The organism is Alcanivorax xiamenensis (assembly GCF_009846745.1).
Classification (GTDB): Bacteria; Pseudomonadota; Gammaproteobacteria; order Pseudomonadales; family Alcanivoracaceae; genus Alloalcanivorax; species Alloalcanivorax xiamenensis.
The window spans coordinates 1-25625 of record NZ_AQPF01000007.1; the positions used below are offsets into that span (position 1 = coordinate 1).

Consider the following 25625-nt stretch of genomic DNA (forward strand, 5'->3'; position numbering starts at 1 on the left):
GACTTTAGCGTCTGGCGTCTGGCGTCTGGCGCCCGGCGCCCGGCGCCCGGCGCCCGGCGTTCAATTCTTCGGGAAATGCTCAGCCAGCAGCCCGGCAAGCCGATCCAGGCGGTGGCGGCGTTTGGACAGCCCGAACACGTTCATCATGCGGGTCCCCCAGGTCAGCGCCGTGGCCAGGGTGTCGCCGCCGCGGCGGGGGATCACATGAAGGTGGACATGGGGCACATGCTGATTGGCCTCGCGGCCGTCGTTGACCACCACGTTATGGGCTTTGACATCCAGCCCCGCCCGCTTCTGGGCGCGAATGGTGCGTCTCGCCAGTTCAAAAAGATGGGCCGCCAGATCCGGCTCCAGCTCTTCCAGCAGCGCATGATGGGCCACCGGAATCACCAGACAGTGGGCTTCGCGTACCGGAAACAAATCCAGCAGCACCACCGCCCGCTCGTCCCGGTACACCACACTGGCGGGGGCATCCCCGTTCAGGATCCGGCAGAAAACACAGTCAGTCGTCGTCATAATCCTCATCGGCCCCGGCCACCGCTTTACGGCGCTGGCGCCAGGACTCCAGCAAGGCAACGATAAACGCCACCAGCAGTACCGCCACCAACGGCGCCACCGCCCGCCAGGGCCCGCTGTCGTTGCCGGCGAACAGGCCGTCGAACAGACTGACCACCCAGGCCGGCGCCCATTCTTCCTGATTGGCCGCCACCGGCCACGGTGTCAGCAGCACGGCGGTCGCCAACCCCCGCAGCAGGGTTTTCAGCCAGGACATCAGAGGTCTGGTCAGATACCACAGCACCACCAGCACTCCCAGACTTCCCAATACGTAAGCCAGCCATCCCATCATATAGGCGTTCGTCGTCACAATTACTCCCTGGAGCCCTTCACGCTCTCAAGCCATTCTATACATCCTGGACCAACCTCTCTATCGGCTGGACCGGATCAGTTTTCCACCCAATGGATGACATGGTCTTCCCAGTCCCGCTCCGGCACCCGGTTCTCCGGCACCACGCGACCGGCAACACTGATACCGGCGGCCCGCACCGAGCCCGGTTCCCCGGACAGCAATGGATGCCACTCAGGCAGCGGTTTATCCTCGGCTCGCAATCGATAGGCGCAGCTGGCCGGCAGCCAGTCGGAACCGGCCATCTCTTCGGTCACCTGAAGGCAACCCGGCACCTTGCGCCGCCGCTGGGCGTAGACCTGGCAACGACAGCGGCGGGTATCGAGGTAACGGCAACTGAGATCCGTGAACACCACCTCGCCGCTGTCCTCGTCCTCCAGTTTGACCAGACAGCAGCGCCCACAGCCATCACACAGCGCCTCCCACTCCCGGCTATTGAGCTGCCCCAGTGGCAGGGTCCAGAAGCGCTCGCGCAGCGGCGGCCGGCTCGACGTCATGGCCGCTTCCCTCGCGGGTTGTCGGGATGGCCGGCGGCCAGGAACAGATCCTCGTCCGGCGGTGGCGGCATTTGCAGATAGAACCCCTTGTCACGCACCTCGTCCATGACCTTGCCCACCTCCGCCCGTGCCAGCGGCCGCTTGGGGTCCAGGATCATATCGCTAACGTGCACCAGCTTGCCGCATTGCTCGAGCAACACCTTCGGCACCGCTTCCAGGCCAGTGGCGCGGGCCACGAAAAGATACATCTCGGAGCGGCGGCTGCTCCGGTAGATGGAGCAGAACAACTTGCCTTGCAGTGTCATAGCATCTCCAACAACGGCTCGGCGACCGGCTCCCGGCGCCAGCCTCGCAACGGCTCGGGCAGGGATGCCGGATCGCGCACCAGCGCTTCCAGCCAGCGGCGCCGCACCAATACCTCCGGCTGCAACCCCAGATCCCCGGCCAGAACGGTCACCCGGTCACGCAATTGCTTTACCCGATCCCGCTGCGGCCGGTCCAACGGTTCCGGCAACGGCTCCGGCGGCGCTTGCCGGCGCCCCTGTTGCAGACAGGCGATGATCCGCTCACCGTCCCGCTGAACCAGCTTGGGATGCAGTCCCAGGGACTGCAGCGCGCTCCGATCAACGCGGCTGCGACGGCTCAATTCCAGCATCACCGGATCCTTGAGCACGAAACTGCGCGGCAGGTCCCGCTGCCGGGCGGTCTCCTCTCGCCAGCGCGCCAGCTCCGCCAGGGCGGCCAGTGCCTCGCCCTGCAAGGCGCCGGCGCCCTTGACCCCATGCCAGGGCTCACCACCCTGTCCACGGCGCCGCACGTCCGCCACCAGCCGATCACATTCCTCCCGCCACCAGGCTTCCCGCCCCAGGGCGTGGAGACGTTCACGCAAACGGCCGGTGACTTCAGGCAGGTATTTCACGTCATCCTCGGCGTAGCTCAGCTGCTCGGCGCTGAGCGGCCGTTTGAGCCAGTCGGTGCGCGTGGCGCCCTTGGGCAGCGCCACCCCGAGCAGCTGTTCCACCAGCCGCTGGTAACTCATTTGCATATCTTCACCGACCAGAGCGGCGGCGATCTGGGTATCCTCGATATGCCCCGGGCACTGGCCGGTGAAATACTGCAGCGCTTCCAGATCCTCGGAACAGGAATGCATCACCAGACACCGGTCCGCCAGCACCTGGCCCAGCGCCGTGGCGGTCACCCGGGTGGTATCGATGAGACGGATGGCATCGCCATCGTGAGCTTGCACCAGGGCCAGTCGCGGCCAGTAGGTCCGCTCCCGCATGAACTCGGTATCCAGGTACAGCGGGCCCGCCGCCGGTTGCCAGTCCTGGATCCGTTCGTCTGTGTCACACCATATATAACTCATGCCGCTCCCGGCTCGTCCGAATGGGGCGCATTATACGGGCTCGGGAGCCTCTGAATCACTCCCCGATGCTGCCGGCCTGGTGGGCGTCGCCCGCGAAAGCCCCGAAGGGCGGGCACCGCGGCCCCCGTTAGCCGTGTTAAACGCCTGCCAAGGGCGGGCGCCGCGCCTTGCTAGCGGGCCTGTAGCGCCCGGAGGTGTGCCCGCTATCCGCTTTCTGCTAACCTTGGCGCGCCTTGAAAACCGCACAGGAATCAACCATGAGCACGAAACTGGTACTGGTCCGCCACGGACAGAGCGTCTGGAACAAGGAAAACCGTTTCACCGGCTGGAAGGACGTGGATCTCACCGACCAAGGGCGGGTGGAAGCGAAAACCGCCGGCGATCTGCTGAAAGAAGCGGGCTTCGAGTTCGATATCGCCTACACATCCGTGCTCAAGCGCGCTATCCGCACCCTGTGGACGATCCTCGATACCATGGATCAGATGTGGATTCCGGTAGTGCGCGATTATCGCCTCAACGAACGCCACTACGGCGCCCTGCAGGGCCTGAACAAGGCGGAAACCGCCGCCAAGTACGGTGACGAGCAGGTGTTGATCTGGCGTCGCAGCTACGATACGCCGCCGCCGCCAATGGAGCGTGATGATGAGCGCTACGCCGGCCGTTTCCGCGTTTATAGTAACCTCAGCGAATCCGAAATCCCGCTGTCCGAGAGCCTCAAGGACACCGTGTCCCGCTTCGTTCCCTATTTCCAGAGCGCGATCGAACCGGATATCCGCGCCGGCAAGCAGGTGCTGATCTGCGCCCACGGCAACAGCCTGCGCGCCCTGGTCAAGCACCTGGGCAATATTTCCGACGAGGAAATCGTCAAACTCAATATCCCCACCGGCATCCCCATGGTGTATGAGCTGGACGACGATCTGAGGCCGATCAAGAACTACTATCTGGGTGACGCCGAAGCCGCCGCCGCGGCCGCGGAAGCGGTGGCCAACCAAGGGAAAGCCTGACAGTTATCCCCCCGGTGGCGCCCGCCGCTGGGGATAGCTTCAGGAATCCGGCGCCGGAATACGATCCAGGACTTCCACCCGGCGCCGCTCTCCCGTCTCGAACAAGCGCTCCCGCAACCGCTCTATTTCCGCCTGCTGGTCGCTCGGCGCCAGCCCGCTTTCCAGAATGACTCGGCGCTGTTCCCGGTAATCCTCGTAACGGGACTGCCAGAGTGCCCGGCGCTGATCCAGCTCCGCCAGACGATCCGCCGCCTCCCGCCCCAGTCGTTGTTCGCGCAGTTGATCGATCCGCTGGGACGACGCGCCTTCATTCCTTAACGCCTGTATTTCCTCACGCACCCGCATCGGCTCCCGTGAAGCACGCACCTGTTCGCGCAACTCCGGTGGCAAGGTGGCTTCCAATGCTTCCAGGCGCTCTGCCCTGGTGGCTTCGCCCAGCTCTTCATCTTCAAGAATCCGGCGCCGCTGCAGGGCGAAGTCCGCGTAGCGATCCTCGAAGCCAAAAAACGCCTCGGCGGTGGCGGCATCGAAAAACCGGTCCCGCAAAGCCCGGCGTTGCTCCAGGCTGTGGCGTAACGCGGCCGGTTCCTGTGCCGGCGGCGTCAATTCCGCCAGCGCCTCGCGATAGCCCAGATACTGTTGCAGCAATGCCCACGCCCGGGCCGCCGCCGACGGCGACAATCGTGCCTCGAAATCCGCCGCCAGACGCGCCTTGAGCGTGTCCAGATCCTCTTCACCCAACGCCGACAACACATAGTCGAAGCGGCGCCGCAGCGCCTCGTTGATGATCAGGTTGCCTTTCTCGTCCTCGGCCAGCGCCCCATCCGGGCGGGTGCCGCGCCAGGACGGCGGCGGTGAATCGGCCAGCGCCCGGCCGCGCTCGGCGTAATCATGCAACGGTGGCATTGTCGGGGTTTGCGGCGGGGTTTGGCGCGCCGCTGTCACCTCGCTCTCACCATCGCCGGCCCATCCCCAGATGCCCAGGACCGCCAGCGCCACCAGTGCGATCAGAATTGTGTATATGCGTCCTTTGCTCACGTTCAGTCCTCGACGGAAACCGCTCCCGACCCTCGCACCACCGTTCTAACAGGAGATGCCGCTCGTCGGATTACGACATTTTTATTAGTGAACGCCTGTTCCGCTCTGTTTAGGATCATAGCAGGCTGTTGGCAAACAGTCCGGAACCCGCCGGGTTCCACTGATAAAGGGTGGCCGATGGAATCGGTCATTGGCAAGAAAGAGCGCGGCAGCGGCTGATGCCGTGGTTCAGCCGCGACGGGCTCGACAAAAAATACCGAAAACAACAGATAAACAGGGAAGCTTATGAAAACGTCAAATAAAGCGCTGAAGGCGCTGCTCGGCATCCTGTTGTTCGCATGGTTGGCCGGCGCCACCCATGCCGACGACTACACCGAAACCCGCTATCCCATCGTGCTGGTGCACGGCTTGTTCGGCTTCGATACCGCCGTTGGCGTGGACTATTGGTACCGCATCCCCGAGGAACTGCGGCGAAGCGGCGCCGAAGTCTACGTGGCCCAGGTTGCCGCGGCCCAGGACACCGAGGTGCGCGGCGAGCAACTGGCACGACAGGTGGAGGATATTCTTGCCATCAGTGGCGCCGAGAAGGTCAACCTGATCGGCCACAGTCACGGCAGCCCCACCATCCGTTACGTGGCCTCGGTCTACCCGGACATGGTGGCCTCCGCCACCGGTGTTGGTGGCGTCAACTGGGGCGCGCGCCTGGCGGATGTCTTGCAAGGCGCGGTGGAGGATGTGCCTTTCAGCGGCGACCTGATCGGCTTTCTCGGCAACGCCCTTGCCGGGCTGATCGATCTGTTCTCCGGTGGCGGCCACGAACAGGACATCCTGGCCGCCTTGAAAGCACTCACCACCGAAGAGACCCTCGCTTTCAACCAGCGTTATCCGGAAGGCATGCCCAGTGAGTATTGTGGTGAGGGGCCCCGGGAAGGCAGCAACGGCGTTTCCTACTTCTCCTGGAGTGGCGCCAAGCCACTGACGAATTTCCTCGACCCTTCCGATGTTCTGCTCGGCGCCACCTCCATCGTTTTTCTCGGCGAGAAGAATGATGGACTGGTGAGCAGTTGCTCCAGCCACCTTGGCATGGTGATCCGCGATGACTATCGCATGAACCACCTGGATGAGGTGAACCAGGTCCTGGGGCTACGTGATCTGTTCAGTACCGATCCGGTCACCCTTTACCGTCAGCACGCCAATCGGCTCCGAAACTACCAATTCTGAGTCGAAACGGCCACGCCGGGCGCCACATCGCTGGCGTGGCCGGGACACGGATAATACGGTCTGCGCACCTGCCGAAACACCCGTCATTTTGAAGACCGGGGCGCCGTTGCCGGCCGTCGCTCCGGTATTGAGCGATGATACCAGCGGCCGCCATTATCAGATTCCAAGGGACGATCCAACTTTACTCAAAAGCAGGACAATAACCATGATAAGAAGTCTTCGCATTGTGCTGGCCTTATGCGCCACGCTGACCATTTCCCTGGCCCAGGCCGCCGATCCGATCGAGAGGCGTATCTGCGTGTTCGATCTGGCCGGTAACGTCGGTCCGGTAATGACCGCCATGAAGGACTGGCAGACCGCCGCGCTGCAATGGGGGCTGAAAGCCAAGCTGGTGGCTTACACCAATGAAGCCATCGCCGCCGAGGATCTCAAGGCCGGCGTTTGTGACGCCTCCCTGATCACCGGCCTGCGCGCCCGCAAGTTCAACAAATACGTTGGCACCGTCGACGCCATCGGCGCCATGCCAACCATGGAACACATGAAAGTCCTGTTGCAGGTGCTGGCCGATCCACGCAGCGCCAAGCCAATGAGCCACGGCGATTATGAAGTCATTGGCCTGGCACCGGCGGGGGCGGCCTATATTTTCGTCAATGACCGGGCCATCGATTCCCTGGCCAAGGCCGCCGGCAAGAAGATGGCGGTGCTGGAGTTCGATGAAACCCAGGCGATCATGGTGGCTCAGGCGGGCGCCACGCCGGTCTCTTCGGATATCACCAATTTCTCCACCAAATTCAACAATGGCGTGGTGGATATGATTGCCGCGCCCCTGGTGGTCTATGAGGTTCTGGAACTGTACAAGGGACTGTCACCGGACGGCGGCATCATTGACTACCCGCTACTGCAATTGTCCATTCAACTGGTCGCCAACAAGGCGCGCTTCCCGGAACGGATCGCACAGCAATCCCGCGAATATTTTTACAACAATCTGGATCGCGTCATCGAACAACTGCAACGTGAGGCCGCCACGGTCAACGATAAATGGTGGGTGCAGATTCCCGACAGCGACAAGCAGGAGTACGAACTCATGATGCAGGAAGGCCGGACCCAGTTACAGCAGCGGGGCTTCTACGACGCCGATATGCTGGCACTGCAAAAACGGATTCGCTGCAAGCTGGATCCGACCCGGGCGGAATGTACCTGAACACCGCGATATCACGGTTCGTGAATTGCTGCCGTCCGATCAATTTTCACGGATTGGGCACGTCACTTCATTCGCGAGTAAACTCGCTTCCCACAGGCGTGCCACGGAGCCGCTGTGGGAAGCCGCCGGGCGGCGCTCCGCTTTGGCAGCGAATGGTTTGTCAGCATGCCGGTGTCTCGTTGTATGCGACTTGCCTACAGCCCCAGCCGCTTGGCGATGATCTCGTTCATGATCTCGTAAGTGCCACCACCGATGGATAGGATGCGGTTGTCGCGAAACAGCCGTTCCACCACGGTGCCGCGCATGAAGCCGCTGCCACCGAAGATCTGCACCGCATCCCAGGTGACCCGGTCCGCGCACTGGGTAGCCTGATTCTTGGCCATGGACACATCCAGCACGCAATCCTCACCGGCGGCGATACGAGCCGCCACCCGATAAGTGAACTCGGTACTCGCTTTCACCATCGTGGCCATTTCCGCCAGTTTATGGCGGGTCACCTGGAAGCCGGCCAGCGGCCTCCCGAACGCCTGACGCTCACGGGCATAGGCCAGCGCCTCCTCCAGTGCCACCTGCGCGGTCATGTTGGCGGTGACGGCCAGGATCAGGCGTTCCATCTGGAAATTGCTCATGATGCAGTAAAAGCCGCCGTTCTCCGGACCAATGAGATTCTCCACCGGTACCTGGCAATCCTCGAAGAACAGCTCGGCGGTATCCGATGCCCACCAGCCCATCTTCTTCAGTTGCCTGCCGACGGTGAAACCGGGGGTGCCCTTCTCCACCAACAACAGGCTGATACCGCCAAATCCCGCATCCCCGGTGCGTACCGCCACGGTGTAATAATCCGCGCGCACGCCGCTGGTAATGAAGGTTTTCGAGCCGTTCACCCGGTAATGATCACCCTCCTTGACCGCCCGGGTACGCAGGTTCGCCACATCGGAACCGCCGCCAGGCTCGGTGATCGCCAGCGCGGAAATCTTTTCCCCCGCCAGCACCGCCGGCACCACCCGTTCCTGCAGCGCGTCGCTGCCCCACTTCCACACCGGCGGCAAACCGATGTCCAGGGAGCCGAGACTGGCGCCAACACCTCCGGAGGTGCATCGCACCATCTCCTCACAGGCCGCCACTTTCATGAACACATCCTCGCCGGTGCCGCCCCAGCGCTCCGGCGCGCCAATCCCCAATAGCCCCGCCTGAGCAGCCTTGACGTACAACTCACGGGGAAAAGTCCCCGCCTCCTCCCACTCATCCACGTGCGGGCGGATCTCCCGCTCAACAAAAGCCTTCACGGTTTCTCGCACCATCCGGTGGGTGTCATTGAAATAATCGAGTGCGGACACGGAACCTCCTGTGATTGTCGCCCTGGCACCAGCCATACCTAGCGCTTGCTTGGTTTACAAGGTAGCAAACCCCGCCTGGCCGGACAAAGACCGGAACGCGCAATCTGGAGGACGAATTCGTCAACGGCGGCACGCCAACGCGCCATTCGCTGCTAAAGCGGCTTCGTAGCTCCTCCGCTGTGGGAAGCTGGCTTGCCAGCGAATACGATGCAAGTTCGATCTCAGGGCCTTTTCGCTGCCAAGGCAGTCTCCCACAACGGCTTCGAAGTGAAAGGCCACGGAGCCAGCAAGACTCCCACGGATAGGGCCTCGCTGTGGGAAGCTTGCTCGCAAGCGAATATTGTCAAGTGGCTGAGTGAACCCCATTCACTTGCGAGCAAGCTTCCCACAGCGGCTTCGTAGCCCATGATTCAAAGCGAATGATCCCACCATGGCGCATGTACCGTCCCAGTCACCAAAGCGCCTCATAAAGCCGCACGATCTCCTCGGCCTCCGGCACCCGGGGATTGTTCCCCGGCGAGCCGGAAGCCAGGGCCTGTTCCGCCATGGTGTGACGGACCTCGAAAAAGCGGTCGCGGTCGATGCCGAAGCCCGCCGGCGTCGGCACCCGCAGTTCCTCGTTGATCGCCACCAGGGTCTCCAACAACTTGGCGTTGGCGCGGGCATCGTCATCATCCAGCCCGGCGAACCCCAGCGCGCGGGCGCAATCCGCATAACGGGCCGAAGCCGCCGGCAGCGAATATTCGGTCACCGCCGGCAGCAACATGGCGTTGGACAAGCCGTGGGGCACATGGAAGAAAGCACCGATGGGACGGCTCATGCCGTGCACCAGCGCCACCGAGCTGTTGCAGAAAGCCACTCCGGCCAGCGTGGCGCCCAGCATCATCGCCTCGCGTGCCACCCGGTCCTCGCCATCGTGGTAGGCACGACGCAAATGAGGACCGATCAACCGCAACGCCGCCAGAGCCTGGCTGTCACTGTAGCCGTTGGCCTTGCGGCTAACGTAGGCCTCGATGGCGTGAGTCATGGCATCGATACCGGTGTCCGCGGTGGTTCGCGGGGGCACCGACACAGTCAGCTCGTAGTCCACCAGTGCCGCCACCGGCATGAAGGCGGCGCCGACGCAGAGCAGTTTTTCGTCGGTACGTTCGTCGGTGATGATGGTGAAACGGGTGGCTTCCGAACCGGTGCCGGCGGTGGTGGGAATGGCGATCACCGGCAACCCCGCTTCATCCACCTGACGCGGAAAGCGGTAATCATTGATTACGCCGCCATGCCTGCCCAGCACGGCGATGGCCTTGGCGCTGTCGATGGGGCTGCCGCCGCCCAGGGCCACCACGGCGTCATAATCACCGTCGCGTACCATCGCCAGTCCGCCTTCCAGAGAGGCGGCGGTGGGCTCCGGCAGCGTATCGGCGAACACGTCAGCGCCCATGCCCGCCTCCGCCAGCAACCCCCGCAAACGTTCCAGATACCCCAGTCGCGCCATCATCCGGTCGGTGACGATCAGCGGATTGCGGCAACCGAGCCCCTGCAGTACCGCCGGCAGGCGCGCCATGGCGCCGGCGCCCACCTCCAGCACACGGGGCAATATGATCGAGGCCATGCTGTTCTCCTTGTTCTGTGTGTAGCCGAGCCAAGGAGACTGTTACATGGTGATCGAGGGGGTGCAATAAGTTCGCTAAGTTCGCTGGCAAGCCAGCTTCCCACAGGTTCGGCTACGAAGACCCTGTGGGAGCTGGCTTGCCAGCGAATACCGCGCGGCAAGGCCGCGCACAAGGGCTGGCGCGCTGCGTGTAAGCGTGCCGGCGGCTTTTTCGCTCAATCCTCGAACGGGCGGCGGGCGCGCAGGGCCTGAGCCAGGGTGGCGCCGTCGACGAACTCCAGATCACCGCCCATGGGAACACCCTGAGCGATGCGGGTGACACTAACGCCCGCTTCCCGGGCCAGATCGAGGACATAGTGAGCGGTCGCCTCCCCCTCCACGGTGGTGCCGGTGGCCAGAATCAGCTCGCGAATTTCACCGTCACGCAGCCGTTGCTCGAGCACATCCAGACCCAGTTCCCGCGGCCCGATACCGTCCAGCGGCGACAACTCACCCATCAGCACGAAATAATGGCCACGAAATTCACCGGACTGTTCCACCGCCAGCACATTGGCCGGCGAGGACACGATACAGATCAGCGACGGATCCCGGCGCGGGTCCAGGCAAATGGCGCACAGGGTCTGCTCCGCATTGGTCCGCTCGGCATAGTTGCGGCAACGCTCGCAGTGGCTGACACCATCCATGGCCGCGCGCAGCGCGTCAGCCAGTTCACGCCCCTGCTCGCGACCCCGCTCCAGCAAGGCGTACGTCATGCGTTGCGCGGACCGGGGGCCCACACCGGGCAGGCAGGTAAAGGCGTCGATCAGGTTTTCCACCAGGGGCGGATGCTTCATCACATCGATCCGTTACATGCCCGGGAACGGGAAACCACCTAGCCCGCCACCCGCCATGTTCTTCATGGCATCCTGCTGGCTGCGTTCGACCCGGCGCACCGCGTCATTGACGGCGGCGGCCAGCAGATCCTCAAGGAATTCCTTATCCTCGCTCATGACACTGGGATCAAGCTCCACTTTCTTGACGTCATGGCGGCCATTCATCACCACCTTGACCAGACCGGCGCCGGCTTCGCCGGTGACTTCGGCGTTGGCGGCGTCTTCCTGCATTTTTTTCATCTTCTCCTGCATGGCCTGGGCCTGCTTGAGAAGGTCGTTCATGTCGAAATCCATCGTTTTGCTACCTGTTCGGGCCCTAGTCGCGGGGGCGGATACTGTCTTCATCGAGGCGGCCGCCGAAACGGCTCATCAGCGTTTGCACGGTGTCGTCGGCCAGCAGTGATGCCCGCGCCTCCTCCAGCCGTTCCTGACGGCGCTGCTGATCCAGCAACTCCGGGGTATCGGCCACGGTTTCATGGTAACGCACCTGAACCCGGATACGGCGATGGTAGTAATCACTGAGCGCGCCGCCCAATTCCTCCAGACGCTCATTATTGACCAGCACCTGGTGGCCATTGCTGAGTTCCAGCGTCCACTGATGTTCGTCGCGCTCCGCCAGCACCGCGTTGCGGGCCAGGTGCCGCACCGCCCCGTCCAGCGGCAACCGCATCAACAACGCCGCCCACCAGGAAGCCATTTCGCCGTCATCCCGGGGCTCCCCCAAGGGTTCGGGATCCGGCTGCCGACGTACCGGCTGCTCGGCGGCCGCCGGCCCGGGTTCCGGTTCGGGCTCGGACTGGGGGTCCGGTTCGGGTTCCAGTGCCGCTGGCGCGGTCTCCAGAGCCCGCGACAGCGCCGCGGCTCCGGGCTCCGGCCGCGGGGCCGTCTCAGGCGGGGGCGCCGGTTCATTCCGGGGCGGGTAGCGGTCTTCAGGTTGCGGAGCCAGAGCAGGCTCGGGCGCCGGTTCCGCCGCCACCGCCTGTTGAGCCGGCGGTGCGCTCACCGTGGCGTCCAATCGCGCTTGCGATCCGGATTGCTCGTTGGCACCAGCGGTGCCGCCGTCCAGCATGGCCTTCATAGCGCCGGGGCCCGACGCCGCGGGGGCGTCGCTAGGGGCTGGCTGGGGCTTTTTTGCCGGGGCGCTGCCCTCCCCCGCCGCGAGCACGCCCTTGGGTGAGAACAGCACCATGCGCAGCAGCGTCATTTCCAGCGCGGCGCGGCTGTCCGGGGCGTCCTGTACATCGCGGCGGCCGCGCAGAGCCACGTCGTAATAGAGTTGCACCTGCTCGGCGGTGAACTCCCCGGCCAGCGCCTGCATGTCGGCGTCATCGCTTTCACCCAGCGCCTGAGTCACCGCCAACTCGTGCAGCGCCGACACCAGTTCGTCCAACAATGCCAGCTCGTCCGGAGCGTGTTCGGACACCGCCGCCAGCGCGTTCAGCACCGCCGCCGGCGTATCCTCGGCCAACGCCCGCAACAAGGTCCGCACATGAGCGCGATCAACGGTCCCCAGCATGCCGGAGACGGCGCCGGTGGTCAGTTGCTCACCACCGAAAGCAATGGCCTGGTCAGTGAGGCTGAGGGCGTCACGCATGGACCCGCGCGCGGCCTTGCCCAGCGCCAGCAGCGCCGGCTCCTCGAAGCGGATCATCTCCCGTTCGAGCAGGTCCTTGAGGTGGCGGGCGATCTGTTCCGCCGGTAACGCCTTGAGGCTGAACTGCAGGCAGCGCGACAGGACGGTCACCGGCAGTTTCTGCGGATCGGTGGTGGCGAGCAGGAACTTCACATGGGGCGGCGGCTCCTCCAACGTCTTCAGCAGCGCGTTGAACGAGTGCGCGGAGAGCATGTGCACTTCGTCGATCAGATAGACCTTGTAGCGGCCACGGCTGGGCGCGTACTGCACGTTTTCCAGCAGCTCGCGGGTATCCTCCACCTTGGTGCGGCTGGCGGCATCCACCTCGATCAGATCAACGAAGCGACCCTCGCCAATTTCCTGACAAGTGGGGCAAACGCCACAAGGACGGCTGCTGACGCCTTCCTCGCAATTGAGGCAGCGGGACAGGATGCGGGCGATGGTGGTCTTGCCGACACCCCGGGTGCCGGTGAACAAGTAGGCGTGGTGCAAGCGATCCTGATCGAGCGCGTGCATCAACGCCCGGGAAACGTGTTCCTGGCCCACCAGTTCATCGAAGGTGCGCGGGCGATACTTGCGGGCAAGAACCTGGTAACTCATGGTACTCCAGCCAAAAGGATGCGGGCTTTGCAAAAGCGATAAGCTTGGCGAATGCCGTATGCTAGCGAATCTGGCCGGGTTGCAACAGCACGGGAACGGAATGGTGTGATGGCGCGGCGAAGAAAGGGGGGAAATGGAGGCCTTCCCGCCAGCCGCACCTCGGCACACAAGTCCACCGCGTCCGTTGCTCCCTTCCGGGCCTGGCGGGTTGCGCGATTTATCGTTGCGAGGGGACCGGCAGGTCGGCCATAACGCGCCCGTGAAGGCGAGCGCGCATTGTGGCCAAACGTTTATGCCATTGCAAGTTCAATTGAACGGACTGAAATCGTCCTCGTGACCCACTTCCCTGGCCTCGCGGTGGCGTTGCTCCATCATCCGTTCCACCCGGCGCGCCTGGACTTCGGTATCGGCGTCCACCATCACCAGGTAGTTGCCATTCTCCACGTCTTTCCAGTAGGGCTCCAGGTGATGGTTGCGGCTGGAAATACCGTAGATGCCGCCCAGCCAGGCGCCGAAGCACATGCAGAAAAGAGTGCTGAAGATCACCACGCTCAAGGCCAGTTGCTGCCCCCAGGGCTCCATCGCCACCAGCACCGAGCCGATGATGAAACCGCCGAGCGCGCCGAACAGAGCGCCGAGAAAACCGGCATGCATGATCTCGGTATCTTCCCATATGGTGGTGGCGTGCAGCTGGGCCCGGATCACCGGGCCGGATTCCTTGCCCAGAACATGCATGCGGCCTTCGTCGATCCCGGTCACGTCCAGATCCCGGGAGATATTCTGGACACTGTCGAGAGTGCCGGTAACGTAGTACAAGCGTTTCATGGGTCCGCCTCCTTGTCCGCAGCCGGAATCACGCGTTCTCCCGTCAGGGGGCGTGCATTCCGGGCTTGTATCTTCGATTCTGCGCCGCCGCCGACAACGGTGTCAGGGCGTTGAATAGACAAGTTGGCTATATTGGAGGGAGCCTGATAACGGGAGGGAATGTCAGGGACCGGTGTTACCGGCCCCTGAGTATATTGGTATCAATCCTTGTTGATCGGGACCTGACGGGCTTTCTCGGATTCCGGAACCACCCGTTTCAGATGCACCACCAGCAGGCCATCGTTCAGCGCGGCGCTGTCCACCTGCACGTGGTCGGCCAATCGGAAGGTGCGCTCGAAGGCACGGCGGGCAATGCCGCGATGCAGCCAGGTACGGCCCTGCTGCTCCTCGGCGCCGGGTTTGCCGGTGATGCGCAGAACATTCTCCTGCACCGTCACGGTCAGCTCGGCCTCACGGAAGCCGGCCACCGCCATCACCACCTGATAACGGCCATCGGCGTCACGGATAATGTCGTACGGGGGATAACCGCCGGACTGGTCGGAACGCAGGCCGTCCAGCCACTCGTCGAAACGGTCAAAACCCACACTGTGTCGAAAAAGAGGTGCCAAAGTATTCATCACGTCGTCTCCAGATTCATACCACCCGTTCCCCGCAGGCAAAGGGGTGGACAATTTACCGGGCATCCCGCTCATCGGAACGCCTGTTTGGGACGTGACACTTCAGCCGGCTGTGGTCACGGGGAGATAAATGGGGGGTGCCGAAAAGATTTCAAGGGGGGGATACACCGTTTCCGCTGGCACGCGACACGCCAGCACGCCAGGCTTGCCAGCCCGAAGTCAGACGGAGAGGCCTGAGTGCTTGGGAAGTCACAACAGAAGTGGGTTCGTGAACTCACTACGCAGGGTCCTCGATGCCGCCCTGCTTAGCGTGCAAGCGTGCTGGCGTGTTGCGTGCCAGCGGATCCCTTTTCAACGTGGCGGATCGAGCCGTTCGGCGGTGGTGTTATTGCAGCGAAACCAGCCGGCGATGCTGATTCGTTGGGCCTGGGCCTCCAGCACCTCATGAGGAATGTGCTCGCTCAGGAAGCACACCAGCGTGCCACCGAGGGGTTCCACTTCCGTATCCACCACGCGGCTGTGCGGTTCCGGCCACAGGCGCAGGCGGCCGCCCAGGTCACTGCTCCAGTTCTGATTCAGGTACAGCACCACCGATAACACGCGGCCGGAGTTGCCGCGAAAGGCATCCAGGTGGCGCCGATAAAAAGCGCCGGGATCGTAGATGGCGAAGTGCGCTTCCAGATCGAACAGCCCGAGAAACAGCTCCCGGTTCACCGCCAGCCGCAGCTGCTCCAGTTCTTCCTGCAGGCGGCATTGGGCCAGGGTCGAGCCGTTCAGCCAGCAGGTGCGGTCACGGCGCACGCGCTGGTCATGCTGGTGATCCTCGCGCCGACCGATACCGGCTTCCTGAAATTCGCCACGGGCATCACGCAACAACGCCTCGCGGCGCAGGGCGCGGATCAAAGGCGTGGGAAAATAACCCGGCATGACCGCGTAATGACGGGCCACCAGGCTGTCGATGAGCCGCGCCCGCCGTTCACCGGCCTGCGCGTCAAAAGGGCTGATTGTGGGTTCCAGCGAAGGATCCTCGGTGAATCCTCAAGCGTCTAGTGACGCTCATCCTCAAGCGTCCCGGGATATTGCTCCGGGTGGAAACGCTCAGTGCAGCGCGCCGGGCTCCGAGGGCGCGCCCTCATCGTCGGGCCAGAATAACCAACCCGCCTGCTGGCATTCTTCCAGCAGTTGTACGGTGCCGTCCACGGTGGCCTGCACGAAATAGATGAACTGATCAAAGGTCACGCCCTGACGGCCAAGCAGCAGGTCGCAGGCCACCAGCCTCGGCATGGAATCGTCATTGACGTCCAGGAACAGTTTCAGGGACGGATACTGCATGTTCAGAGCCGACAGTTCCGCCTGCACCGCGAACAAGGCACCGGGGCGGATCTCCAGCTCCGTGGTCAGTAACAGACCGTCTTCCTCGACGAACAAGCGCGCGTCCACCACCCCTTCCCGGGACTGCAACTCACTCAGGTGCAACCCATGGCACTGATCACAAATATAGTGCTGGATATTTGCCTGCTGCAGCCAACGCGTCACCTGTTCCGCGTCGGGAGTGACCACCGTTATCATCCTTCTCTCCTGTAGAGCCTGTTCATAATCTTTACGCCGCCGCGCCAGAGTTCCCTGTTCACCTGGTAGAAAGTGTCGTCAGGTCGTGATTCCGATTGTGCGGTGTAGTCAATCTACATAAACAAGCGTAATCGCGGCCTGGCGACACTCTCTACCTAAGGAAAGTGGACCCGGCCCTTCGGGTTGCGCTGGAAAATACCCGGAGGGCACAGGCCCGCCAAACGACGCCCCGGCCTTTGACTTTGGCCCCACCAAAGCCTGCAGTCCGCGACGCCGCCTGGCGGCTTTTCCAGCAGCAACGCGGTGGCGTAAAGATCATGAACAGGCTCTTGGGAGGCGCATCATCCGGCATTCGCCGGGCAAAAGAAAGAGCCGATCCACTCACCGTTTGCCGATCCGGCCCCGGCATGACGACGCCGCGGCCGTGCCCACCCCGGCCGGGAACCGCTAACATGCCTGGGCCTGCTCATTAAAGACCGGAAGCAAACGATGACGACAAAGACCTATGTGGCTTTTCCCTCCAGCGACGACCTCCACCAGACCACCGATGGCTTCATTCGCCGCATGGCGAGGGGGGCGCGAAGCGCGGAGCCCGAAACCGTGGAAAAGATCATGAGGACCTTCGTCGAGGAGGCATTGGAGGTTTTCTTCCTAAAACCGGCGGCAATGGCCGGTCTTGGCAGTGGACAGATGCGTCTGATCCGCGTGGCCTGCGACACCATCGCCAAGGCCACTGGCTTGGTGGTGGGCCGCAGCGCCAGGAAAATGGATCTGGCGCAGAGCCAGGCCGCCGCCCGCTATATGGATGACATCCGTTTCCAGTCAAATAACGGCGACATCTGGTACGTTGCCTTCCCCATCGACGAAGTTCTGGCGGAGAAAGGCCGCCAGGCACGGCGGCTGGCGGATGAGGGCAGGGAGACGGAGGCTCGCGATGCGCTGATCGCCTATCTGCGTGAAATGACCGAGGTTGCTCTGGACTGGTATTTTGAAAAACCAGTGGCCCTGCTTCATTTTGGTCCCATTTTACGTAAAGTAGCGGCCGTTGGCATCGATACCACCCGGCGGGCCAGTTTCGGTGTGATCGGCAAGGTCATCCCCAAATTGGAGCGCCAGCAGTTGCTCCACTCCGTACACTATTACTGTGGCATGCAGAGGACATTCTGATTTCGTGCTCGGTTTCCTTGTTTATTCCCCCTTATTGTGCACATGTCGTCACTGAATGTATCCGTTGTACTCATCAATAAAACGCTTTCATAACAAAGTATTACCTAGGTATCAGGCAGGGATATAACCTCACTAAGTTTTTACAAAACTGCTTATACAACGGATTGCGCAGGCACAATTTCGCTCTCTACTATCGCAGTAGAGAGACCGATAAACAAAAAACGAGGAGCCAGCCGTGTCATTGCGCCATGCCATTCTTGTCCTGTTACAAGACGAAGAAGCCAGCGGCTACGACCTCGCGCGGGAGTTCGCCAACAGCATCGGCCTGGTGTGGAACGCCACCCACCAGCAGATCTATCTGGAACTGGGAAAATTGAACGAGCAGAACATGGTGCATTATCGCCATGTGCCCCAGGACGGAAAGCCAGATAAAAAGCTGTACCGCATTACCGATGAAGGGCGACAGGAACTGGTGCGATGGTTGCGCCGCCCGGCGGCACCGGCCCGGGTCCGGGACGCCTTCATGGTGAAGGTCGCCGGAGCCGCCCTGGCCGATCCGGAAACCCTGCTTGGCGAACTGGATCAATTGGTCCAGCAACGCAAGGAGCGACTCGCCAACTTCGAAGCCGAGGCCAGAAAACTGGAGCGACAAAGCGAGGGCAACAGCCGCTTTCAGCATCTTACCCTGCGCCGGGGCATTCTCGACCAGGAGGCCTGGCTGGCCTGGGCCGAGGAAGTTCGGGAAGTCCTGGAGGACACACTGAGCCATCAACACTGAGACCTCCATCCCGTTCGAGGGGCCACCGGCGATCCGCCTGTTTCAATGGCTGATCGAAGCCCCGCCTCTGTTCGCCACACCAGCGGGCGCCGACCAGGATGCCGGTGTTCTGCTGGCCCAATGCCTGGCCGAGGATCCTGATTGGCCCCATCGCGCCGCCGCGGCGGGCGCCCCTCCCCTGCAAGGTCGTCTCGGCCACTGGTTCGAAGCCCTGGTGGCCGCTCTGCTTGCCCATGGCCAGCGCCTTGAACTGCTGGCACGCAATGTTCCGCTACGCCGACAGGGACGCACGCTGGGGGAGTTGGATATGGTGCTGTTTGACCACGGCAGCGGCCGGCGCCTGCACTGGGAACTGGCGCTCAAGTTCTTTCTCGGCCACGACGGCCGATGGCCCGGCCCCAATCCGCGCGACACTCTGCAAAGCAAAGCCGAACACCTGTTTCAGCGCCAGCTGCCCCGCAGCCTGGATGTGAGCGCGGCGGAACCGCCCATGGCTCCGATCGACCATCGGCAGGCGCTGACTCGGGGGCGCTTGTTCTACCCGATGCCGCCCTGCCCGCCACCAGCGCAAGCGGCTCGGGGACATCAACGCGGCTTCTGGTGCCGGGCCGCGCAGTGGTCCACCCCGGCCCGGCCGGTGCCCCGGGCCTTTTGGGCCATTCCCGAGTTGTTGTCGGACAATTTCACCGCACCGGTTGCCCCCACCGAATTGCGCGACTATGTTCAGCGCAAACAATCCGTGGTGATGATCCTCACCGATAACAACGCACCGGGTTTTCTGGTGCCGGACACTTGGCCCTTTTAATGCATTTCGATCCCTTACCCGAACCACTGGTGGCCCCGTGTGGACAGGTCCGGCTCGGCCTGTTTCCCGATTCCGTCGCCACCGTCAACGGCCGCGCCTACGACTACCGCACGCCGATGGGCGCCCCCGCCTCGCGCCGGGCCCGTCATTTCCATTACAAGCAATTCCAGTATCTCGGCGTGATCAGCGACGATTTGCTGATCGGCTGCGCCCTGGCGGACACCGCTTATCTGGGCGTGGCCTTTCTCTACATTTACGAACCCGCCACCGGCACCCTGGAAGAGCACACCTGGCGGGCACCGCTGGGGCGCGGTTTATGCATGTCGGACTCCCCGGTGAACGGCGAAAGCCGCTTCCGTCGCGGCGGCACCGACATCACGCTGGGCTATCGCGCCAGCGGCGGCCACCGGGAGAAGTCCCTGACCGTGCGCGGTGCCGGGCTCGACCTGGATGTCACCCTGGAAGAGCCGGACGGCTACCAGCCCATGTCCCTGTGCACCCGCACCGGCATCAATGGCTGGGTCTACGCCAACAAAGTGGCCGGCGTCGGGCTGCGCGGCCGGTTGCGCTGGCGCGGCCGTGAATGGTCACTGGCGGATCTGGGCAATGTCGGTGGCCATCATGATTTCTCCGCCGGTTACATGCGCCGCGAAACGTTCTGGAACTGGGCCTGTTTCTCCGCCTGTATCGACGGTCACCGGGTGGGGCTGAACGTGTCCTGTGGCGTCAACGAAACCAGCGTCAACGAAAACTGCCTGTGGTTGGATGGCCGTTTGATCAAACTCGACGGGGTCAGCTTTGATTATCAGCGGGACAATCTCATGGCCCGGTGGGAAATGCACAGCCGCTGCGGCCGTCTCCGGCTGAGCTTCGAGCCGCGCGGCGAACACCGCGAGCGCCTTGATCTGGCGCTGTTCGCCAGCAACTTCCATCAACTTTTCGGGGTGTTCCATGGCGAGCTCACGCTGCCCGATGGCACCACCCTGACCCTTTCCGGCCAGCCCGGCTTTGTCGAGGAGCAATACGCCAAATGGTAGATCCGCGCAACGACGACACCACGCCCGAAACCGGCGAGCCTCAATCCCCGCCGGCCCATGACCCCTTCAATGAAAAGCTGCGCCGCGCTCTGTTCTGGATGGTGCAGTACTGGAAAGAGCTGGTGAGTTTTCGCTTCGACCGCTACATGATCATCCAGGTGATTCCCGGCGTCTACGGCGTGGCGCTTGCCGCCATCGCCCTGGGGCTGCTGTATCTCACGGTGGAAGCGTTCATGACCTCCACCTGGCGCGGCCTGTTCTTTTTGTTCATCGGCGCGCCGCTGGGGTTCCTGTTCATGGCGTCGGCCCTGCGCGCCCTGCTCGAGTTCTACATGGTGGTGTTCAAGATCTCCGAGCACGTCGACCAGTTGGTGGGACTGCGCGATACCGTGGACCGGCTCTCCGGCATCGGTGATACCGTGGATGAAATGGTGGCGGTGACCCGCCGCATCCCGTTCTGGCGGGTGCTGTCCGGACGTGGCCGGCCGGGCAAGGAGAAGGACAGCGAAGACGGCAACGACGACGACAACCGCTGAAGCAGAAAGGAAAAGATCCTGGAACAGCCTGATCTTTAGCCACCGTGGGAAGCATGCTTGCAAGCGAAGGGGCTCACTCAGGCGCTTGGCAATATTCGCTTGCAAGCAAGCTTCCCACAGCGGTTCTTTTCGCTCTCAACGGTCCACTATCAACCGTCAATTCCAGCGAGACCTGGTCGCCTCCAACGCCGTCAGCAGCAGGCGCTGATACAGCCGCTCGCGCAAGCCGTCCGGGTCAGCCAGCCCCATCCGCTCCAGTGCCTCGCCGTGGCGTTCCGCGTGATGGTCCTGGAACAGCGCCTTGCGGCCCAGCTTGAGGTATTCCTTCTGGCTGACCTTGGCCTTGAGCCAGGTCAGGGCTTCCAGAACGCGCTGCTCGGTACTGGTGAAATCACTGCCCAGCGGGAACGGCGGCAGAGCCCCGGCACCGGCCCGGGCCGCCAGACGCTCCAGCGCTTCCGGGGTATTGTGTCGGTGCGCTTCCGGGATCTGATAATCCCGCCGCAACTTGCCCGCTTCCTGGGCCTGTTCCAACAATTGCGCCTGGAAACGGCTGTCGGTGATGTTGAGCGTCGCCATCACCACTTCCTCGTCACTGCGCCCGCGTAAATCGGCGACCCCGTATTCGGTCACCACGACATCGCGCAAGTGCCGGGGAATGGTGTTGTGGGCATAGGAGAACACCACATTGGATTGCGCTTCCCCACCACGCTCACGCCAGGCCCGGACCATCAGAATGGAGCGGGCGCCGGCCAGCTCATGGGCCTGGGCGACGAAGTTATATTGGCCGCCAACACCGCTAAGGACGCGGCCATCGTCCAACTGATCCGCCACCGCCGCGCCCAGCAGGGTGATGGAAAAAGCGCTGTTGATGAAACGGGCATCGCGCCGCTGCAAACGGCAAATGGCCTCCTCACCGAACAGATCATTGATGTAATTCACCCGCGTCATGTTGATGGCCGCGCGGGTCTCGTCGTCCAGTTCACGCAGGCGCTGGTAGAACGCCCGCGGCCCCAGGAAGAAACCGCCGTGCATGACGATGCCGCCCAGCAGCCGGCGGCCCAGCACCGACTTGAGCGCCTCGCGGGTGGCGCGTTGCTCCAGATCATTGGGTACCACCACGCCGTTGGGCAGCGACAGGTTATCGCCGCCGTCCCGCAGCGCCAGTTCCTCCTGAACAATACCGTAGCGGCGCAGCCGGCTCAGATCGTCGGCGCCGAGCCGCGCCGGCAGGTCACCACCGGCGCGCAGATCATCCAGCAACGCCAGGGTCGGCGTCAGCGCCGCGTCCGCCAGCGCCCGCCGTTGCAGCGCCGGCCAGTCGTAGACGGCACGGCGGATAATGCCGTCATCGATCAGGGTCAGCAGCCCGTGGGTCATCATTTCGCTGCAGCCGTAAAGTCCCTGCTGAAACGGCCCCACCCCGCCCTCACGTTCGATCAGTTGTCGCTGGCTGTCGGACATCGGCAATTGCCCCAGCAGGGCACGGTATTCATCGTTGTGGTGTTGCCGGCGCAGGGTGTGATGCACCAGGGCATCGCCGAGAGCGCCGATACCAATCTGCAAAGTACCGCCATCACGAACCAGGGTGCTGGCGTGCAAACCAATGAAATGGTCCTGGTGGCTGACCGGCATGTTCGGGGTGGAAAACAAACGGGTCCGCGCCTGTTCGTCATCCAGAAGAATGTCCATTTCCGGCAACCAGCGCTCCAGGGACGCATCGTTCTCCATGAACGGCAAATCGTGATGCACCTGCCCCACCGCGACGATGGTTTCACCGGCATCGCGGCGCGCCTTGAGTATGGGCAGCAGCTCCAGGGTCACTTCCGGGTTGCAGGAAAAGCTGTACTGGCGCCGGCCATCACGTTCCCGCGTGGCCAGCAGTTGCGCCACCACATTGACGCCCCGGGCATTGATGTCGCGGGCGGCGTGGGTGTAGTTGACGCTGATGTAATGCCGCTGGGCGTCCGTACTGTTCAACAGGCTGCCCGGCTGGAAGAAGAACTCGAACACGCGGATGTTCTCCGGCAAGGCGTCCTTGCGCACCGCGTGCAGATAGTCCAGCTCCTCATAATCAGCGAACACGCGGTCGGCGAACGGCTCGAGAAAGCGGCGCTCCAGGTCGCTGCCGGCACCGGGCCGCCCCAGGGACAGGGCGGTATAAATTTCCAGGGACAGGTTGGGGTCGGCCTTCACCCTTTGGTACAACGCATTGACGAAACGGTTGGGTTTGCCGAGGCCCAGCGGCATCCCCAGGCGCACCTCGCCGCCGGTGAGTTCAAGAACCCGGTCCACCGCCTGTTCGGCGTTGTCCATGTGTTGCGGCATGGCTGACTCCATCATTCCAGATCAGACGACAGCATATCGCGGGCCTTTCTTTAGATGAATAGCGCCGCTCCTATACGTCCGTCAGACATTGTTTTGCCGAGAAGCCGCGTTTCATGCGCCGTTTTCGCCGCCAAGGCAGCTTCCCACAGAAAGGACTACGAAGCCGCTGTGGGAAGCTGCCTTGGCAGCGAATAACGTGCCGCGCCTCAGCGCCTAATACAGCGGCTCGGAGATAATCTTCACGTCGCTGGCTTTCATGCTGTAGCCGGCCTGGCCGTATTCGGTCTCTTCCGGGGTCACTTTCAGGGTGCCGGTGACTTGCAGCGCCCCCATGATCGCATCCAGCGGCACGCCCTTGCCGCTGGCGCGGACCAGGATGATCTGATTGCGCGGCGGCGGTGGCGCATGAATGCAGGCACCGAAATACGGCACCAGCAAAAATTCGCGCACATGGTCGGCATCGCCCTCCAACGGCACGCCGAACCCGACCAGCCGGATGTCCTTGTCGTCCAGACTTTCCTGCAAGGGCGCGCTGTTCCACAGCGCCTGGATGTCATCCATGATCGACATCGCCTCGGGGTCCTCATCCTCGGTGCGGTTGATACGCTCCGCCAGTTCGTTGACCTCCTTTTCCGGATTCCAGTCCTCCGGAATCAGATGGTCCCATTCCAGTGTCACCGGCGTTGCCCGCGCCATCAGCGTCAGCATCGCCAACACCATCACCAAAGCGAATCGCATACTCTCTCGACCTCTCTAATAGCGTGGCGTGAGCCCGTCACTGAGGGTGTGACGATAGGCCCGCCAGGCCGGAATCAAGCCGACCAGCATGCCGCTGACCAGCACCACCAGCAACCACAGCGCTTCCAGTGGTGCTGGCCGCCACAGACTCAGCGCCATGCCCAGTCGCTCGCTCAGTACCGGCATCACCAAAGCGGCCACCCCCTGCAACAGCAGCACCCCCACCACCACGCCCACCAGGGACAGCAAAGCGCTCTCCCCCACCATCAACAGTCCGATCTGCCAGGGCCGCGCCCCCAGGGCACGGAGAATCGCCATCTCCCGGCGCCGTTCGTTGAGCGCGGTGAGCAAGGCGCTGAGCATCACCAACAGGGCGACACCGAGCACCGCCACCGAGATCACCCTTAACGCCTGTTCCACCATTCCCAGCATGCGCCACATCTGGCCCAGGGCGACGCCGGGGATCACCGCCTGCAAGGGTTCCGGCGCCCGGGTGTTGATCCAGCGCTGCATCTGGAACACCGCGACCCGGGAATTCAGTCCCACCAGCAGCGAGGTCACCGAATCCGGCTGCAGATCACGGGCACGCGCTTGATCCGGACTGGTGTGGCGGCCCGGCAGCGGTGTACCCGCCACCCAATCCAGGTGGATCGCGGTCATTGCCGCCAGTGAGATATGCACCGACTGGTCCACCGGCGTGCCGGTGGCGGCGAGCACGCCACGGACCTTGAACGGCATGGTGTCATGGCGCCGCACCGACACCGTGCCGGTGCCATGCCCCAGCACCACCTCGTCGCCTACTTTCAGTCCCAGCCGCGCCGCCACCCCGGCGCCCAGCACCGCGTCGAACACATCATCGAACGGTTCTCCGTCACTGAAACGCAGTGGTTCATCGCGACCATAACGGTAATAACGGAAATAATCGGTGGTGGTCCCCACCACCGGAAAACCACGCAGATTGTCGCCGAGGGAGATCGGCACCACCCACGCCACTTCCGGCCGCTTGGTGATCGCCTCGACGCTTCCCCAGTCCAGGTTCGCCACCGGCTCACCCAGGCGGAACACACTATAGAGCAGCAGATTCAGAGCACCGCTGGGTTTGCCGACGATCAGGTCCACTCCGGAAACCGTACTGGTGAAACGGTCGCGGGTTTCCTGGCGGACCCGCTCCACGCCCGCCAGCAAGGCGGTGCTCAAAGCAATCGCCAGCACCACCAGCACCAGGGTGGCGCGGCGATGCCAGAGGCTGCGCAGGGTCAATCGCCAGAGCATGGCGTCGCTCCGTTGAGGGTGGGCAAATCAAGATGGCGGTCGAAATGCGCCGCCAGCCGTTGATCGTGGCTGACGAACAATACCGCGCTGTTCTGGCGTTCGCTCTCACGCAGCAACAGCGTCATGAAGTGGTCCCGGCGGCGATCGTCCAGTGCCGAGGTGGGCTCGTCGGCGATCAGCAGCGCCGGTTCGGCGATCATCGCCCGCACCGCGGCCACCCGCTGCTGCTGCCCCACCGATAGCTCCGTGGCTTTCCGGGCCAGCAGTGTTTCCGACAGTTCCAGGCGCTGCGCCAGCGCCAGCGCCTGCTCCTTGCCGGGCGCACGGCCAATACCGGAGAGCGACGCGGCCAGCAGCACGTTGTCCAGGCCGCTCAGGTACGGCACCAGGTTGAACTGCTGGAAAATGATGCCCAGGTGACGGGCCCGCCAGCGATCACGGCCGGCGGCGGAAAGGCCCGCCAGGTCCTGCCCGGCCACCGCGACGCTGCCCTGTCGCGGCAGCACCAGACCGGCGATCAGGGCCAGTAACGAGGACTTGCCGGAACCGCTGGGACCACTCAGAAACACCCTCTCCCCGGCGGCCACGCAAAGCGATTCCAGCACCAGCACCGGTGTCTCGCGCCAGCCGAAAATCAGGTCCTGGCAGCGCAGCACCTCAGTGCTCATTACTCC

General features: G+C 63.2%; 27 protein-coding genes and 1 other RNA gene. 8 read left to right on the forward strand and 20 right to left on the reverse strand.

The window, feature by feature from the left end; translation table 11 throughout:
• Positions 1 to 60 precede the first annotated feature (60 nt).
• From A6D6_RS06595 to rnd, 5 genes are all read right to left on the reverse strand, one after another.
• Complete coding sequence (locus tag A6D6_RS06595; RefSeq protein WP_133492114.1) at positions 61 to 516, reverse strand: HIT family protein; 456 nt, start codon at positions 514 to 516, stop codon at positions 61 to 63.
• Complete coding sequence (locus A6D6_RS06600) at positions 503 to 865, reverse strand: hypothetical protein (protein ID WP_231504719.1); 363 nt, start codon at positions 863 to 865, stop codon at positions 503 to 505. The genes A6D6_RS06595 and A6D6_RS06600 overlap by 14 nt, the downstream gene beginning before the upstream one ends.
• A gap of 77 nt (positions 866 to 942) precedes the next feature.
• Positions 943 to 1401: a YcgN family cysteine cluster protein gene (locus tag A6D6_RS06605; protein WP_201303713.1), complete on the reverse strand. Its 459-nt coding sequence runs from the start codon at positions 1399 to 1401 to the stop codon at positions 943 to 945.
• Positions 1398 to 1706 carry a YcgL domain-containing protein gene (locus A6D6_RS06610; RefSeq protein ID WP_159660282.1) on the reverse strand — a complete coding sequence of 103 codons (309 nt, stop codon included), beginning with the start codon at positions 1704 to 1706 and terminating at the stop codon, positions 1398 to 1400. The genes A6D6_RS06605 and A6D6_RS06610 overlap by 4 nt, the downstream gene beginning before the upstream one ends.
• Complete coding sequence (rnd, locus tag A6D6_RS06615) at positions 1703 to 2767, reverse strand: ribonuclease D (RefSeq protein ID WP_133492112.1); 1065 nt, start codon at positions 2765 to 2767, stop codon at positions 1703 to 1705. The genes A6D6_RS06610 and rnd overlap by 4 nt, the downstream gene beginning before the upstream one ends.
• Positions 2768 to 3024: 257 nt before the next feature.
• On the opposite strand from rnd, the gene gpmA reads away from it, so the two are divergent.
• A complete protein-coding gene (gene gpmA, locus A6D6_RS06620; RefSeq protein ID WP_133492111.1) occupies positions 3025 to 3771 on the forward strand; it encodes a 2,3-diphosphoglycerate-dependent phosphoglycerate mutase in 747 nt (248 codons plus the stop codon).
• Between the two features lie 39 nt (positions 3772 to 3810).
• Here gpmA and A6D6_RS06625 read toward each other — a convergent pair whose 3' ends face one another.
• On the reverse strand, positions 3811 to 4809 hold the full coding sequence (locus A6D6_RS06625; RefSeq protein WP_133492110.1) for a lipase secretion chaperone: 999 nt from the start codon (positions 4807 to 4809) through the stop codon (positions 3811 to 3813).
• A 285-nt stretch (positions 4810 to 5094) separates the two neighbouring features.
• On the opposite strand from A6D6_RS06625, the gene A6D6_RS06630 reads away from it, so the two are divergent.
• Entirely contained in the window at positions 5095 to 6030 is a 936-nt protein-coding gene (locus A6D6_RS06630; RefSeq protein WP_133492109.1) for a triacylglycerol lipase, read from the forward strand.
• A 205-nt stretch (positions 6031 to 6235) separates the two neighbouring features.
• Positions 6236 to 7231: a putative solute-binding protein gene (locus A6D6_RS06635; protein ID WP_133492108.1), complete on the forward strand. Its 996-nt coding sequence runs from the start codon at positions 6236 to 6238 to the stop codon at positions 7229 to 7231.
• A 194-nt stretch (positions 7232 to 7425) separates the two neighbouring features.
• On the opposite strand, the gene A6D6_RS06640 is transcribed toward A6D6_RS06635, so the two are convergent.
• The 10 genes from A6D6_RS06640 to A6D6_RS06685 form a co-directional block, all read right to left on the reverse strand.
• The gene (locus A6D6_RS06640) at positions 7426 to 8568 is read right to left on the reverse strand and encodes an acyl-CoA dehydrogenase family protein (protein ID WP_159660283.1); all 1143 of its coding nucleotides are present in this window, start codon (positions 8566 to 8568) and stop codon (positions 7426 to 7428) included.
• Between the two features lie 451 nt (positions 8569 to 9019).
• Positions 9020 to 10174: an iron-containing alcohol dehydrogenase gene (locus tag A6D6_RS06645; protein ID WP_159660284.1), complete on the reverse strand. Its 1155-nt coding sequence runs from the start codon at positions 10172 to 10174 to the stop codon at positions 9020 to 9022.
• A gap of 215 nt (positions 10175 to 10389) precedes the next feature.
• Positions 10390 to 11007, reverse strand: a complete 618-nt coding sequence (gene recR / locus A6D6_RS06650) for a recombination mediator RecR (RefSeq protein ID WP_159660285.1) — start codon at positions 11005 to 11007, stop codon at positions 10390 to 10392.
• 12 nt (positions 11008 to 11019) lie between these two features.
• Complete coding sequence (locus tag A6D6_RS06655; RefSeq protein WP_133492104.1) at positions 11020 to 11340, reverse strand: YbaB/EbfC family nucleoid-associated protein; 321 nt, start codon at positions 11338 to 11340, stop codon at positions 11020 to 11022.
• 22 nt (positions 11341 to 11362) lie between these two features.
• Entirely contained in the window at positions 11363 to 13279 is a 1917-nt protein-coding gene (gene dnaX, locus A6D6_RS06660) for a DNA polymerase III subunit gamma/tau (RefSeq protein WP_159660286.1), read from the reverse strand.
• 143 nt (positions 13280 to 13422) lie between these two features.
• An RNA gene (gene ffs, locus A6D6_RS06665) (signal recognition particle sRNA small type) lies at positions 13423 to 13519 on the reverse strand.
• Positions 13520 to 13585: 66 nt separating this feature from the next.
• Positions 13586 to 14104 carry a hypothetical protein gene (locus A6D6_RS06670; protein ID WP_159660287.1) on the reverse strand — a complete coding sequence of 173 codons (519 nt, stop codon included), beginning with the start codon at positions 14102 to 14104 and terminating at the stop codon, positions 13586 to 13588.
• A gap of 200 nt (positions 14105 to 14304) precedes the next feature.
• Positions 14305 to 14721: an Hsp20 family protein gene (locus tag A6D6_RS06675; RefSeq protein ID WP_080531218.1), complete on the reverse strand. Its 417-nt coding sequence runs from the start codon at positions 14719 to 14721 to the stop codon at positions 14305 to 14307.
• Between the two features lie 351 nt (positions 14722 to 15072).
• Positions 15073 to 15669 carry a 2OG-Fe(II) oxygenase gene (locus tag A6D6_RS06680; RefSeq protein ID WP_342352125.1) on the reverse strand — a complete coding sequence of 199 codons (597 nt, stop codon included), beginning with the start codon at positions 15667 to 15669 and terminating at the stop codon, positions 15073 to 15075.
• 150 nt (positions 15670 to 15819) lie between these two features.
• A complete protein-coding gene (locus A6D6_RS06685; RefSeq protein ID WP_133492101.1) occupies positions 15820 to 16290 on the reverse strand; it encodes a YbjN domain-containing protein in 471 nt (156 codons plus the stop codon).
• A 489-nt stretch (positions 16291 to 16779) separates the two neighbouring features.
• Here A6D6_RS06685 and A6D6_RS06690 point away from each other — a divergent pair, with 489 nt between their 5' ends.
• The 5 genes from A6D6_RS06690 to A6D6_RS06710 all read left to right on the forward strand — a co-directional run bounded on the left by A6D6_RS06690 (position 16780) and on the right by A6D6_RS06710 (position 20613).
• Positions 16780 to 17457, forward strand: coding sequence for a hypothetical protein (locus tag A6D6_RS06690; protein ID WP_159660288.1), 678 nt, complete (start codon positions 16780 to 16782; stop codon positions 17455 to 17457).
• Positions 17458 to 17692: 235 nt separating this feature from the next.
• Positions 17693 to 18235 (forward strand): PadR family transcriptional regulator, encoded by a 543-nt coding sequence (locus tag A6D6_RS06695; protein ID WP_097058181.1) that lies wholly within the window; start codon positions 17693 to 17695, stop codon positions 18233 to 18235.
• Between the two features lie 52 nt (positions 18236 to 18287).
• Entirely contained in the window at positions 18288 to 19040 is a 753-nt protein-coding gene (locus A6D6_RS06700) for a DUF1853 family protein (RefSeq protein WP_255433147.1), read from the forward strand.
• A complete protein-coding gene (locus A6D6_RS06705) occupies positions 19040 to 20077 on the forward strand; it encodes a DUF2804 domain-containing protein (protein ID WP_159660289.1) in 1038 nt (345 codons plus the stop codon). The genes A6D6_RS06700 and A6D6_RS06705 overlap by 1 nt, the downstream gene beginning before the upstream one ends.
• Positions 20071 to 20613, forward strand: coding sequence for a DUF4282 domain-containing protein (locus A6D6_RS06710; protein ID WP_133492097.1), 543 nt, complete (start codon positions 20071 to 20073; stop codon positions 20611 to 20613). The genes A6D6_RS06705 and A6D6_RS06710 overlap by 7 nt, the downstream gene beginning before the upstream one ends.
• A 156-nt stretch (positions 20614 to 20769) precedes the next feature.
• Here A6D6_RS06710 and A6D6_RS06715 read toward each other — a convergent pair whose 3' ends face one another.
• From A6D6_RS06715 to A6D6_RS06730, 4 genes are all read right to left on the reverse strand, one after another.
• Positions 20770 to 22941 carry an acetyl-CoA hydrolase/transferase C-terminal domain-containing protein gene (locus A6D6_RS06715; protein ID WP_159660290.1) on the reverse strand — a complete coding sequence of 724 codons (2172 nt, stop codon included), beginning with the start codon at positions 22939 to 22941 and terminating at the stop codon, positions 20770 to 20772.
• A gap of 213 nt (positions 22942 to 23154) precedes the next feature.
• The gene (locus tag A6D6_RS06720) at positions 23155 to 23679 is read right to left on the reverse strand and encodes a DUF3299 domain-containing protein (RefSeq protein ID WP_133492095.1); all 525 of its coding nucleotides are present in this window, start codon (positions 23677 to 23679) and stop codon (positions 23155 to 23157) included.
• A gap of 15 nt (positions 23680 to 23694) precedes the next feature.
• Positions 23695 to 24951 carry an ABC transporter permease gene (locus A6D6_RS06725; protein WP_133492094.1) on the reverse strand — a complete coding sequence of 419 codons (1257 nt, stop codon included), beginning with the start codon at positions 24949 to 24951 and terminating at the stop codon, positions 23695 to 23697.
• Positions 24936 to 25619 (reverse strand): ABC transporter ATP-binding protein, encoded by a 684-nt coding sequence (locus A6D6_RS06730; protein ID WP_159660291.1) that lies wholly within the window; start codon positions 25617 to 25619, stop codon positions 24936 to 24938. Before A6D6_RS06730 ends, A6D6_RS06725 begins: the two co-directional genes overlap by 16 nt.
• Between the last annotated feature and the right edge of the window lie 6 nt (positions 25620 to 25625).